The organism is Nostoc paludosum FACHB-159 (assembly GCF_014698835.1).
GTDB classification, from domain to species: domain Bacteria; phylum Cyanobacteriota; class Cyanobacteriia; order Cyanobacteriales; family Nostocaceae; genus Nostoc; species Nostoc paludosum.
Genome location: NZ_JACJTU010000016.1, coordinates 1 through 13,887 on the forward strand (window position 1 = coordinate 1; position 13,887 = coordinate 13,887).

Here is a 13,887-nt window from a genome sequence, read left to right on the forward strand (position 1 = left end):
TCAGAAGGTCAACGTCGAGCCTCAGAAGGTCAACGTCGAGCCTCAGAAGGTCAACGTCGAGCCTCAGAAGGTCAACGTCGAGCCTCAGAAGGTCAACGTCGAGCCTCAGAAGGTCAACGTCGAGCCTCAGAAGGTCAACGTCGAGCCTCAGAAGGTCAACGTCGAGCCTCAGAAGGTCAACGTCGAGCCTCAGAAGGTCAAAGGTGAACTATAATTCACATCTTGCACTTTTACGCATAAACCATGACTCAAAAAAATAATGTGATTTATTAGTCCTCTTCTAGAGGACTTCAGCTATGAGACAGGGACTTATATAGCAGTCCTAAATCATTTGTGAAAATTATATATCTCTTTCTTCTTTCTTACCTTTGCGCCCTTTGCGCCCTTGGCGGTTCGTTTCCTTATCCATATTTTTCACGACTCATTTAGGATTGCTATAGTCCCTGGCGGTTATGTTCGCACAGCAAAAGTCTAGAATTCAAGCAACTTGAGTTGTAGTATAATTTTGCTTTTGTATTATTAAACGTATAAGAGATGACACTCGAATTTGAATACAGCACTCTAGCGCATCCCCCGGATATTCAGCAGCTTGCGGTTATCTTTAAGCAGTGTTTCGTCAACGCACTTGGCGGTGAAGAAGCTTACATGAACCAAATTGGTGTAGAAAACTTTCGCATTATTCGGGAGTCACAGCAATTAATTGGTGGGTTAGCAACTCTAAATATGGGTCAGTGGTGGGGTGGTGAGCGTTTACCAATGACGGGAATTGCGGTAGTAGCTATTGCTCCAGAATACCGTGGTTCGGGAGGAGCGATCGCTCTGATGCAGCACACCCTCAAGGAACTTTATGCCAGAGGTGTACCGCTGTCTGCTCTTTATCCAGCTGTGCAAACCCTGTATCGAAAAGTCGGGTACGAACAAGGGGGTAGTTGGTACATTTGGGAAGTCGCAACCAACGCCATTGGGGTACGGGAGCAACCCCTACCTTTGCAACCAGTAGTTCCGATAAATCATCAAGTCTTTCACGAACTATATCAGCAGCAAGCGAAACTCACGCATGGATATTTAGACCGACATCCCGCAATTTGGCGGCGATTAATCGAACCAGATGAAAACGAACAAGTCTATGCCTATCTCATTGGTACAAAAGACAAACCCGAAGGTTATATCATCTTCGCTCAACAACGAACACACAATGGTGAAATTATCTTTGTCAAAGATTGGGTACTAAAAACAGCTGCTGCGACACAAACCTTCTGGTCTCTTCTAGCCACGCATCGCTCCCAAATTCAGCAGGTGCGTTGGAAGAGTTCTGCAATTGATACCCTGACATTGGCGTTACCAGAGCAAACTGCTAAGATCTCGACTCAGTTTCGCTGGATGCTACGAATAGTAGATGTTGTCAAAGCATTGTCCATGCGCGGTTATCCATCAGGAATCGAAACTGAACTGCACTTAGAAATTCAAGATAATGTCATAGATGCAAACAATGGTAAATTCATCCTTTCTGTTGCCAATGGACGCGGTGAAGTTACAAAAGGTGGCAAAGGAGAGTTGCAGCTAGATGTCCGAGAACTAGCACCACTATATACAAGTTTGTTCTCACCCTACCATCTGCAAATAGCCGGAAAACTGCATGGCACAGAAACAGCTATTTCAGCAGCTACGCAAATATTTGCAGCTAGTTCTCCTTGGGTGGCTGATTTCTTTTAATGGGAATGGGAAATGGGGCATGGGGCATTGGGCATTGGGCATGGGGCATAGATCATTAATTATTCTCCTCTGCTCCTGTGCCTGTTTTCCATACTTCATAAGGTGAAAAACGATGTAGAGACGTAGCAGTGCTACGTCTCTACAAGGGTTCTGGGTAACTAAGATGTCATTGCGAGGGAAGCGAAGCAATGAGAGAACATATTATATTTATCTATGCCCATTTACTTACTTGTGAATCAACAAAAATAAAGTTGGAAACATAATTGACCCTTGGCTCGTCCTTGCGCTAGATTAACAATTTCCGTTGTTGTCAACTCACGTCACAAACTAAAATTCTCAGGAATTTACTTTTGATGAGTAATGATGATTTGTTGTGCTTATTTAATTCCAAATAGATCTCAAAAAATATAGCAGTTGTCAAGTAGGTTAGGACATAAATCGGTGCTCAAACCCCGATAAAAAGACTTTTAAGCCTGTTGCCTATTGCCTATTGCCTATTGCCTGCTATAACTCAATGGGATTTAGAATTTTTATCCGGAAGTTCAACACAGTCATCAGAAAACAATCTAAGTAAAGCTGATTACTTGCTACTTACTTGCACACACACAATCTCAACATGAAATCACATCTACTGGCCATTGGTTTAAGCAGTTTAGTTCTGCTTGCCGGACAAGCTAAAGCTTCACAATTACAGTCTTGGTATTTTGATTCTAGCCAAAATCAATTAGACCTAACTACAACTTCTGGCATAGAACCAAAGGCGTTTTTATTAGATAATCCCAACCGATTAGTCATTGATTTACCTGGAACTACTTTTAATTCTGATAGCGTCAAACAAAGTTTTGGGAATGCAATTAGAGAAATTCGCCTTGGCAAACCAGACTCTCAAACAACTCGTTTTGTCGTCGAATTAGCTCCTGGTTATGATATTACTTCTCAGAATGTTTCAATCAAGGGAGATTCCCGCTCTCATTGGATTGTTAAATTCAATTCATTTAACCGCCAAGCTAATCCCATCGTCGGGGAAAATCGAGAAGATCTCGCCATTAAATCCACAGATGCAACTACATTTGCGGGAGTTGTCAATCTTGGTCAAGAAATGGTCGGTCTCAGTTCTCAAATTCGCAGTCTGTTAGCGAGTTATAAAACATTGAATCCGGGAATATTTTTCTTAGATTTGGATACAGGAAATTATATAGATATTAATGGTGAAAAAAGATTTGCTGCTGCAAGTACAATTAAATTTCCCTTATTAGTAGCTCTTTTTCAAGAAATAGACGCTGGCAGAATTAAACTCACAGATAAATTAGTGATGCGCCGCGATTTAAGGGTTGGTGAAGCTGGAACGATGCAATACAAACCCATCGGAACTAAATTTAGCGTCCTAGAAACTGCTACTTTGATGATGACAATCAGCGATAATACCGCAACCAATATGGTTCTCGATCGCTTGGGCGGTGCAGCAAAAGTTAGCCAACGTTTTCGTAGCTGGGGATTGCAAAATACAGCAATGCAAAATTTACTTCCAGACATTCCTGGCAAAAATACAACTAGTTCCAAAGATTTGGTGAGATTGGCGGCGTTAGTTTATAATAATCGCTTGCTCTCGCCAAACAGCCGCGATCGAGTTTTAGGTATTATGCGCCGTGTCAAAACCAATAGTTTACTACCAGCTGGCATTGGTAAAGGAGCTACCATCGCTCACAAAACTGGTACATTGAGATTTATCATTGGTGACGCAGGTATTATTCAAATGCCCAACGGCAAAAGCTATTTAGCGGGTGTTTTGGTACAAAGACCAAACCACGATCCCAAAGCTGGAGATTTTGTCCGTGAAGTTTCGAGAAGAGTCTACAATTACCTAGACCATACCAAAGTTAGTAACATAGAACCGACTTTTGGCGAGCGCACTCGTTAGCAATAAAGTAGGGGCGTACAGCTGTACGCCCCTACCATGTATACATATCAGGTATTTCCTGAAATGGTATTAGCTTAGAAAATTTGGTGTACCACTACCACCATCCTTACCAACAGCAGGAATTTCCAGTAGGCTATCTGTGGCTTTGCCAGTACCGTCATTGGTAACCTTTGTAGAATCACCCGGATGTCCGTTAGGGATAAACAGTTGTGGGTGGTCAAAAGGTGCTTTTTCATGCCGAACTCGGTCATCAGTTAGTCCCTTCAAAAAGGCGACTAATTGCTGCTTTTCTTGTGGTGAAAGATTCAGGCGGGGAAGCGCTCCAAAGTCACCACCGCGATTGTAAAAATCAATCACTTGTTCTAAAGTCGCCTGACCTCCATTGTGGAAGTAGGGAGCAGTAAGTTCCACATTGCGAAGTCCAGGTGCTTTGAAAGCTCCATCTGCAACCACAGTTTCCGTAGGCTTCAAGGTTGGATTGAGAGTAGGCGGGTTTTCACCAAGGAGAACCTGGAATTTCCCTAACTGCGCCAATCGCGCCTCTGACAGTGGATTACCTTGGCCGTTACCAAATAAACCATCGTTACCACCCAAGCCGAGATCGTCTGTGTTAGGTCTAACACCAATTCTGAAGAAGCCATTATCTTCAGGGCTGTTTGGCGGAAACGGCACACGTTTGATTCGTCCGTTTTTAGTCACATTGCTTACTGAAGCAGCGGTGAATTCTGGCGCAGTGTGACAACCAATGCACAGAGCTTTGCCTTCAAACAGTTTTTTACCTAGTTGCTGCTGCTCGGTGAGGGCATTGGCGTTGCCTTGTAAGAACTGATCGTATGGGGTATCATCAGAAACCAGCGTGGCCTCGTACAACTGAACTGCCAGACCGAAGAATAGCGAGAAGTTGTACTCCATTAATGTATACTCATTAGTCTCCAAGGAGCGATCGGGCTTTTTGACAAAAGTGCGTCTGCCTTGGGTATCAATTTGGATGAGTTTATTAGACTTCCACCACTCCGGCTTAAAGGCATCTTGAATCATGCGATCGTATGTTCTATCTTTGAGTCCGGGTTTAGGCCATCTGCTATCTGCACCTAAAACACTATCTTCTGGATGTACGACCTGTTTACCTAGCGGTCTGAGAGGAAATAACTTTTTCGCAAGTTTTCGGGGCAGTTTTTTACCTTTAGGAGCGTTGGTTCGCCCAAACTTGTCACCAATCTCTTGAAAAGTCCGACCATCAGCAGACACCTCAAAGGAACTCAGTGGTGGGCCGACGGCTTGGGAAGCCAAAGACGCATTATTCAGGCTGATTTTGACAAACTTGAGCTGGTTTGGAGTTTCTGCTTTGACAACAGAAGCGTTAGGATCTCTCGAACCGAAAGGATTCACCCCATTAAAGATGTTCTGTGCCCTTCCGTCCCAGAAGTTGCGAAAGTTAAATACTGCATTAATTACGCTTGGGGTGTTACGGGACTGAACGCGGCGCACATTTATGCCTCCCACGTTAAACACGGGATCTGGCTCAGTTTTTACTTGGTCTTCCGCATTACCAGGTATGACATCAACAAACTTAGTATTGGTAACCCCCTGGGAGGAACTGACATCGTTGCGATCGGATATGACGCTGTTAGGATCGTTGGGGTCTGCTAGCTTGTGAAAGGGAAAATCTTCTGGCTTGAGTTGATAGTTTGGTAGTCCTCCTATATCAAAAACTGTATCCGGATTTTCTGTACCATTAGCGTTAACCCGCAACAGCCCAGGAGCTATCTGATTTTTGGATCTGTTGTCGGCTCCAGCATGGAAGTGACAAGTCGCACAGGAGGTCACGCCGTCGCTACCCACCTGCATATCCCAAAAAAGAGCCTTGCCTAATTTGATGGCGGCTGCTTTGTCTTTTACGAACTCTGCCAGATTATCTGGTTCTGGAACAGGCACACCTTTGAGCGAAGGTGGCGATGCGGTAATCTGCGCTGATACGGTATTTCCAGCTATTACTGCCACCATAATCATGGCAGCAATTACTATAGTTTTGGAAAATCTCGATCGCAGAACATTAAACTTGGCAGATCTATATCTTTGCCTTTGACGTTTGATGTCAACAGGTAATTTGGATGATGGCGTTGCTCTAGGCAATTGATCGAGGTCATAACGCACCAATTTTTGCTCATTAGCTAAGCCTGGGACTGCTTGCTTAATTCTGGTGACCAGAAATTTGAGCGAAAATCGACCTCTTGAATTGAGTAGAAAATAAATTGGTAAGCTAGTCAAAACTAGCACCAAGACTATTACGGGTATAGTCCCCATAGTTGTTGGTTATAAATTAAGACTGAAAAAAATTATACATTCGTTAAAAACCTTAAAATTTATTGTTTAGGTAAAATCATTACTAATTTTATATGAACAAAAAACTTCTGAAGGCATAGCTCAGTTGAGCAAAGCTAGCAATCTTTATTTACATTTTTTATAGTAAATAGTGGTTAGTGTGCTTAGCTAGCAAGAGTTTGATAAAAGTTAGATATGTAAAATATATATGTTTAAGTTTATTATTAGCCATAGTTTGTATAGCATATTTAAATGTCACTACATCAAAGTTCTGGTCGCTGGCGCTTAGGGCTAGCCTTATCATTGTTGACAGTATTATTGTGGGGAATTTTGCCGATCGCTCTTTCGGTAACTCTGCAAGTATTGGATGTATATACAGTTATTTGGTTTCGTTTCCTAGTGTCATTTGTACTGCTTTTTGTCTATTTAGGAATAACTGGTAAATTACCAAAGTTGGAACAATTGCGTTCTGGTTCTAGGAAATTATTAGCGATCGCTACACTCTTTTTGGCGATGAATTACTTCTTATTTATGCAAGGTTTAGCGTTAACATCACCCGCTAACGCTGAAGTTCTGATTCAATTAGCTACTCTTTTATTAGGTTTGGGCGGTTTAGTAATTTTTCACGAACGTTATCGCCTGTATCAATGGATTGGTGTCAGCGTACTGACTTGCGGTTACTTTTTATTTTTCAAAGAACAGCTAACAAATTTAATTACAGCGCATAATACCTATATACTAGGTAGCATTTTAATTGTGCTAGGAGCAGCAGCATGGGCTATTTATGCTTTGGCACAAAAGCAATTATTACAATCTTTATCTTCCGCTAGCATCATGCTAATTATTTACGGAGGGTGTACTTTATTATTCACTCCTGTAGCTAAGGTAAAATCAATTTTTACACTTGACGCTTTGCACTCAGGAATGTTGATTTTTTGTGCTTTGAATACTCTAATTGCTTACGGCGCTTTTGCGGAGTCATTAGAACATTGGGAAGCATCACGAGTCAGTGCAGTATTAGCTTTAGCTCCCATTGTGACATTAATATCAGTTGCCGTTGTATCAGCGATCGCACCTGATTTAATTCCACCAGAACGCTTGACTTTTCTAGGAATATTAGGAGCAGGTTTAGTAGTGGCAGGTTCAGTGGCGATCGCTTTGGGGAAAAGTGATAAAGGCAATAGGCAATAGGCAATGGGCAATAAGGAAAAGTAAAGTGGCCGTTGGCGCAGTCTCTCGTAGAAAAGGGGTTACTCAGAAGTCAGAATGTAAAAAAAATAAACAGCAAATTTGTTTATTTTTCATACTAATCATACTTGATTCCGGTTAATTATCAATTCTGGCTAGAAGATTTATTAGGATTAATAGAAATTATTTTCAAAATGTTTAGTGTTTTTTTAACCTAGTAAATTTGTCGCACATTCAAAGTTACAACATAGATACTGAGGCAGCATATTTTTTCGTTTGTTATGATTTTCTCGTGAAGGCGAACTACTGAAGTCATCCTTCTGTAAAATCGATACTTTTCCCACAAGTTTGACTTTGTAGCAATCTAATTTGTTCAATTGATAGCCAACAAAAAAATGTTTGAAGAAGAATTCAGAAGGTGGAATTAATGTTGATGGTTAACTGTTGAATGTTGACTGTCAAATCTATGATTTTGTAGGGGTTTAGAGGTGATTTATAAAGTAAACCTTAAAATGTAGGGTGCGTTATAGCGAAGCTTAACGCACCAAGGTATCTGGTGCGTTACGGCTAATCCTAACTACTTAATATTTACTTTATAAATAGGCTCTTAAAACCCATTTATTCAGATGCTCGCGGACTTGCTAATGCTGTGCTATCTGCAATTGATACACAAATCATAATAAATTCTGAATTCTGAATTCTGAATTCTGACTCCTGAATTCTGCATTCTGAATTCTTTTGTAAACCAAGCAGGGCGCCCGAAAAACTACCAAAGCCAACACATCAAAATCAGACCACCGAAACAGTTGAGCGATGAATAGTTTGTTTGGTAATTGGGCCAGCACCCTGAGAAAAAATTCCCTATTGCTGGTTCTTTCAATGGTGCTGCCAACGTTTGGAATTAGTAATTCTGTCTTGGCAGCAGAACGCATTTATGCATCTTATTCAGCTCTAGAGCTTTCGATTTCAGTGACAGCTTTAGAAAAGTACGCCAAAACAGGTGTAATTAGCGATGATTTAGCAGCATATCAACAATATTTACCTGTTGAAAAGCTTGAAGAATTGCGGCGAATTTTACTCAATCGCGTGAAAGTTAGTCCGGCAGTAGTTTCACAACTTCTGTACACATCCCAAGGAGAATTTCTGCTGGCTCGGTTGGCGCAAGTGATTAAAACCAAATCTTCTCAGCCAGAATCAGAATTTGGTGCTTTGCGTTCGGCACTTATTTCAGCGTCTGCCGAATCAGGAGGCTTAACACTTTTAAATGTGTTACGTAAATATCCTAGCAAGAGCATTCATCTTGATGTAGCGCAGACTTTTCAAATAGCTACAGAATTGGACAAACTTGTTAATCAAACCCATCGAGCGATCGCCGCAGTTTCCTACAAGTCAAATATCGAAGCTAATAGTATCCAAAAGCCAAATTTATCACAATTACCTAACTTAGAAATTCTGGGAAAGTTTAAGTCACAAAAATATACGTTAAAGTTTTTTGATTCAAAGCGCGATCGGCTTTTATTAACTGATGTTTACATTCCTAAAATTTCAACTCGCGCGCCTGTAATTGTGATTTCTCACGGCTTGGGTTTAGACAGCAGCAATTTTCAATATTTAGCTTCTCATTTAGCTTCATACGGATTTGCTGTAGTTGTTCCCAATCATCCTGCTAGCGATACTAAAAAATTGCGTTCGCTGTTGAATAAACACGCCAACGACTTAGCACAACCAAGTGAATTTAAAGACCGACCTTTAGATGTGACATATATATTGAATCAATTGGAAAAAGCTAACCAATCTGATTTACGCTTTAAAAATCGGTTAAATGTGCAAAACGTTGGCGTATTTGGTCAATCTTTGGGAGGCTACACAGCTTTGGCCTTGGCAGGCGCTAAAATCAACTTTGAGCAGTTAAAACAAGACTGTCAGCTAACAGGACTGAAAAAAACCTGGAATATGTCTTTACTGCTCCAGTGTCGTGCTTTGGAATTGAATATTAATAATTTTGCCAAAGATTATAACCTGCGGGATGAGAGAGTTAAAGCAGCGATCGCAGTTAATCCAATTACTAGTTCTATTTTCGGCCAAGCTGGCTTAAATCAAATCAAAACTCCAGTGATGATTGTCAGCAGTAGCGATGACACTGTTGCACCGGCTTTATACGAGCAAATTCTACCTTTCTCGTGGCTGGCAAATCCACAAAAGTATCTTGTCATGCTTGCAGGTGCCACTCACTTTTCCACCATTGGTAACGCTAATCCGACAAATCAACAATTATCATTACCTGCTGAAATGATTGGCGATGCTTCCCAAGCGCGTCGTTACATGAATGTTTTAAGTTTGCCTTTCTTCCAAACTTATGTTGCAGGAAAGCCACAATACGTTCGTTATCTCAATGCTAGCTACACTCAAAGCATTTCTAGTAAGTCTCTTGGTTTGAGTCTCGTTAAGTCATTGAATCCAACTGAATTAGCACAAGTGCTGGATGTTAAAGGAGGTAACTCTTTAAAAAAAAAGTTCCTAACACCATAGTCAGCTTCGGATTTTGGATGCTGGATATTGGTGTTTCATTGCTGAATGTGATGATTTTTATTTGATTGTGGAATAACTTTTAATCCCTAATAGGGAGTAAATGAAATTTCAACTGCGGAGGCTCTTTTGGGGTAGGCTCCGCTTCAGGTTTCAATCCCTAATAGGGAGTAAATGAAATTTCAACCTTTAAGGATTTCACAGTACCAGCAGGGATATCTATGTTTCAATCCCTAATAGGGAGTAAATGAAATTTCAACGGACTACTTTTGCCGATCGCTTAAAAACCTTCGCTCGTTTCAATCCCTAATAGGGAGTAAATGAAATTTCAACCGATCGCTGCAATTACTGAAGCCATCGCCCAATAAGTTTCAATCCCTAATAGGGAGTAAATGAAATTTCAACTCAATGGCGATATCTCAGAAGATGATTTATCCGGTTTCAATCCCTAATAGGGAGTAAATGAAATTTCAACATGGCAACACTGACCCTGCCGATGGGGATGAACTTTTTGTTTCAATCCCTAATAGGGAGTAAATGAAATTTCAACTCGGACTGATATCCTTGTTCATGCTCCAGAGTAGATGCGTTTCAATCCCTAATAGGGAGTAAATGAAATTTCAACGTGGAGGAAAGTCATCATTAAAATTATTATCGCAGTTTCAATCCCTAATAGGGAGTAAATGAAATTTCAACCTCAGTAAAAGTGAGCCTGATGGAATTGAAAGAGGTTTCAATCCCTAATAGGGAGTAAATGAAATTTCAACCTAATTTTTTCCGTGAAAGACGTTTTTCGCAAGATTGGTTTCAATCCCTAATAGGGAGTAAATGAAATTTCAACCCCGCGTAGCCTGCTACATCATCCCAAATAGTATTGTTTCAATCCCTAATAGGGAGTAAATGAAATTTCAACGTCTGAGCCGTTGATTCAAATACTTGCTAATATGTTTCAATCCCTAATAGGGAGTAAATGAAATTTCAACATTGCCAGCAGGCACAGAATTCGGAATTGAGCTTGAATATGTTTCAATCCCTAATAGGGAGTAAATGAAATTTCAACAGCGGTAGCCTGAAATACAGTTTGTATTGGGTTTTCAAGGTTCGGTAGCGCGAACGAGATAATCATAGCATGTAGAATTGACATTGAATTTTAGGAAAATAGCTAGAACGTAGTCTGTGTAAGGTGCGCGGGTACTTTCTTAGCTATTTTCTCCAAAACTATTGCAGCAGGAGGGTTTCAAGGTTACTTCCCGCAATTTGGTTTTGAACACCTACCCATCCGCGCATTCAGCAAAGAAAATAGAGTCATCACGAATTTTTTCCCCACCAATACGTTCTACTTTACTTAGACAGCAGGCACATAAAAAGTAAAATAGGATACTATCTGTTTCAGGCTTGATTAACTTGTTCAAGCGCGATCGCAATTTTGCATACTGAGTATCGGTCAGATGGCATTCAAATACACTGTACTGTACCCATTGTCCATAGGACTTGAGAACTTTATGAATTTTAGTGCGACGTTTATCTTCTGAAATATCATAAGATACAACAACATTCATTACTAGGTTTTTTCTCCACTTTCTACACTAATGAATATTCTAGAGACGCGATTAATCGCGTCTCTACTAATTGCTAACTTTCTACTTCAAAACTAATGGTGGATATTTTTCGGTTTCACCCATTAAGTATTTCGCTAATAATCTAGCCTGTAATTCAAATGCTTCTTGATAAGTGCATTTGCGTCCGAAAACAGGATGTTTAAATTCGGATTGTTTCTTTTGTGCATATTGCTGCAAAAATCTTTTTCGTCCTTCTGGGGTTAGAGAAACTGCTTCACTCAAAGGTTCTGTGATAAAATCTGCTTTTGTTAACAATTGTTTATTTAATACAGACAATACTATTGCATCTACAACTAAGGGACGAAATTCTTCCATTAAGTCTAATGCTAGTGATGGTCTACCGTAGCGATCGCAATGTAAATATCCTAGATATGGATCGAATCCAGCAATGTTGATTGCACCTTGAATATCATGGCGCAATAATGAATAGCCAAAGCTGAGTAAAGAATTAACCGGATCGGTTGGAGGACGACGAACGCGGTTATTAAAACTAAATTCTGTAGTCCTAATTAATTGGTCGAAGCAACCAAAATAAGCAGCACTTCCGGCACCTTCTAAACCGCGCAGTGAATTAATATTTTTAGTAGTTTCGATGGGTGCGATCGCTTGCTCTAAACGTGTTACATTTACAGATAAATCTAAATCTAGATTTTCACGTTGACGACGGTTCAAGAGATTACGGTAGTTTTTTAACTTCCCGCGCACAAAACCTTGTACTACATGAATTGCTTGGGCTGATTCACCTGCTGCTTGCCATTGGGCTTTACGCACAAAAATATTTTTGGTCACTTCTGGTTCTATCCTTCCTAAATAACGGCCATTTTCTGTGAGAAAAGTAACAGGTATATGTCGTTCTAATAGTTCAGAGATAGCGGCTGGTGAAACAGTTGCGCGTCCTAAAACTACAACACCATCTATCTTGATTAATGGGACATCTAAAATTGTTTTTTTCTCAAATTTGATATGTAGCCTTTCATCAACTTTTCCAATGAAAGCATCTTCCTGAGTGACGTATACTGTACCCATAATTTCATTTTCAATTAATTGTTGGTAAAAAAACTGGTATTTTAGACGTGATGAATCGCGTCTCTACAAGAATTCTGATTAATTCCCTTCTTGATAGCGTTCTACTTTTTCTGTAGCTTGAGGTAAACACTGTGAATATAGACTGCATCCTTCACAGCGTTTTGATTTGATAGCTTTGGGCATTGCACCTGTAAATAGTAGTGTTTGGACTGTTTTAATAGTGGCGATCGCATTTTGACGCAATTCTTTTGAAATCTCGACTATTTGCCGTTGGTGGGTTTGTGCGTAGTAGATATAGCCAGTATTGATAACTTTACCTGTCATTTCTTCTAAACACAAAGCTTGAGCGCAAACTTGCAATTCATCGTTATCCCATTCGCCTTTACGTCCTCGCTTGTATTCGATTGGATAAAATTCCCCATTTTCAGATTCAATTAAATCTGATTTACCTATTAGTTTGTATCTTTCAGATTTCAGCCAAATTGCTCGGATTTGCCAAGTATCTTCACGTTGACCTTCACCAACTGTATGGACTCGTTCGTGTAAACTTGTACCTTCAATAGTGTATTGATTATCAATAAATTCTCCCGCACAAAACATTCGCCAACAGCGATGCGAACAATAGCTGTATTGATTCAATGCAGCAATAGGAATGTAATCACTTTCATTCATATCTTCAACTAACTATTTCACAATTTCAAATCTCAAACTCTTACTCTTTGCGCCTCTGCGTCTCTGCGTGATATAAATTTATGTTCGCCGTACCATTCCCATTCCCATCGTTGTTTTACGTCCCAACCCTGCATATAACGCAAAGTCAGCTAAAGCATTAATTTGCTTAATTGCCAGGGCTGGAACATCTCCCAAAATCCGATAGCTAATACTGCCAACGCAACCTATAAATTTACTTTCATAGTTGCTTATAACTTCGGTATTAATATTAAAAGCACTGGGAAAAATTGATTCAACGGCAATATTAGAGATTTCAATTCCACTGTATTTATTCCAACGACTCAAAAGACTATTGAACACAGATTCCTTGATAGGGAGGACATTATCATATCCACCTTGGCGGAAGGATACAGGTGTAGCGAAGGTGAAATTGAGGGTGCGATCGCTTTCGGATGCTTGCTCGTACAATTGTGTATAACTGCAAGCATTAGCCCAAGGTTGCGTAGATTGCGGAGTACCTTGAATACTGGTAATATGTAGGTTTGCAGAACCCAAATGCCAAGGGCGATCGGGGTTAAGATTTAGCCAAAGTCCGGTTAGTTTACTAAACAAAGTGTCATCGAGTAGAGAAACACGCCACCAGCAGGGAGTACCAGCCGGAATCGGTTTTTGATGACTAAATTGCAACGTGTGGTGATGTTGTTTGTGTTGTCGTTGTATTTGCAACGGTGAGAGAGTGAAGGCTTTATCTGCGTTAGAGGAGTGCAGATACTCTGCCAAGCTGGAATCAACAGAATTGATGAGGGTGAGAAATAGCGCGTGGTAGTGTCTCCCAGTCAGGAATTCCGGGTAAATGGGAGATTGGGGAATCAGGTTGAGGACGAGGCTGTGAGGCATATTTTC

Annotated in this window: 10 protein-coding genes and 1 CRISPR repeat array; of the genes, 5 read left to right on the forward strand and 5 right to left on the reverse strand. The window is 40.5% G+C overall.

Translation table 11 applies throughout. The annotated features are described in order from the left end of the window. From H6H03_RS17445 to H6H03_RS17455, 3 genes are all read left to right on the forward strand, one after another. On the forward strand, nt 1-207 hold a 207-nt coding region (locus tag H6H03_RS17445; protein WP_199338977.1), incomplete at its 5' end, for a hypothetical protein. A gap of 327 nt (nt 208-534) precedes the next feature. Beyond that, nucleotides 535-1,713, forward strand: a complete 1,179-nt coding sequence (locus tag H6H03_RS17450; RefSeq protein WP_190956342.1) for a GNAT family N-acetyltransferase — start codon at nt 535-537, stop codon at nt 1,711-1,713. 616 nt (nt 1,714-2,329) lie between these two features. Continuing rightward, nucleotides 2,330-3,631 carry a serine hydrolase gene (locus H6H03_RS17455; RefSeq protein ID WP_190956343.1) on the forward strand — a complete coding sequence of 434 codons (1,302 nt, stop codon included), beginning with the start codon at nt 2,330-2,332 and terminating at the stop codon, nt 3,629-3,631. A gap of 69 nt (nt 3,632-3,700) precedes the next feature. On the opposite strand, the gene H6H03_RS17460 is transcribed toward H6H03_RS17455, so the two are convergent. After that, on the reverse strand, nt 3,701-5,935 hold the full coding sequence (locus H6H03_RS17460; protein ID WP_242057891.1) for a cytochrome-c peroxidase: 2,235 nt from the start codon (nt 5,933-5,935) through the stop codon (nt 3,701-3,703). Nucleotides 5,936-6,205: 270 nt separating this feature from the next. On the opposite strand from H6H03_RS17460, the gene H6H03_RS17465 reads away from it, so the two are divergent. After that, nucleotides 6,206-7,144: a DMT family transporter gene (locus tag H6H03_RS17465; protein ID WP_190956344.1), complete on the forward strand. Its 939-nt coding sequence runs from the start codon at nt 6,206-6,208 to the stop codon at nt 7,142-7,144. An 810-nt stretch (nt 7,145-7,954) separates the two neighbouring features. Continuing rightward, the gene (locus tag H6H03_RS17470) at nt 7,955-9,670 is read left to right on the forward strand and encodes an alpha/beta hydrolase (protein ID WP_190956345.1); all 1,716 of its coding nucleotides are present in this window, start codon (nt 7,955-7,957) and stop codon (nt 9,668-9,670) included. A 76-nt stretch (nt 9,671-9,746) separates the two neighbouring features. Continuing rightward, nucleotides 9,747-10,727: direct repeats of the CRISPR family, unit length 37 nt; unit sequence GTTTCAATCCCTAATAGGGAGTAAATGAAATTTCAAC. A gap of 211 nt (nt 10,728-10,938) precedes the next feature. Here the strand turns inward: H6H03_RS17470 and cas2 are convergent. The 4 genes from cas2 to cas6 all read right to left on the reverse strand — a co-directional run bounded on the left by cas2 (nt 10,939) and on the right by cas6 (nt 13,881). Continuing rightward, nucleotides 10,939-11,226, reverse strand: a complete 288-nt coding sequence (gene cas2, locus H6H03_RS17475; RefSeq protein WP_190956346.1) for a CRISPR-associated endonuclease Cas2 — start codon at nt 11,224-11,226, stop codon at nt 10,939-10,941. An 81-nt stretch (nt 11,227-11,307) separates the two neighbouring features. After that, complete coding sequence (gene cas1d, locus H6H03_RS17480) at nt 11,308-12,312, reverse strand: type I-D CRISPR-associated endonuclease Cas1d (protein WP_190956347.1); 1,005 nt, start codon at nt 12,310-12,312, stop codon at nt 11,308-11,310. Nucleotides 12,313-12,390: 78 nt separating this feature from the next. Continuing rightward, entirely contained in the window at nt 12,391-12,984 is a 594-nt protein-coding gene (gene cas4, locus H6H03_RS17485; RefSeq protein WP_190956348.1) for a CRISPR-associated protein Cas4, read from the reverse strand. Nucleotides 12,985-13,062: 78 nt separating this feature from the next. Next, on the reverse strand, nt 13,063-13,881 hold the full coding sequence (gene cas6 / locus H6H03_RS17490) for a CRISPR-associated endoribonuclease Cas6 (protein WP_190956349.1): 819 nt from the start codon (nt 13,879-13,881) through the stop codon (nt 13,063-13,065). Between the last annotated feature and the right edge of the window lie 6 nt (nt 13,882-13,887).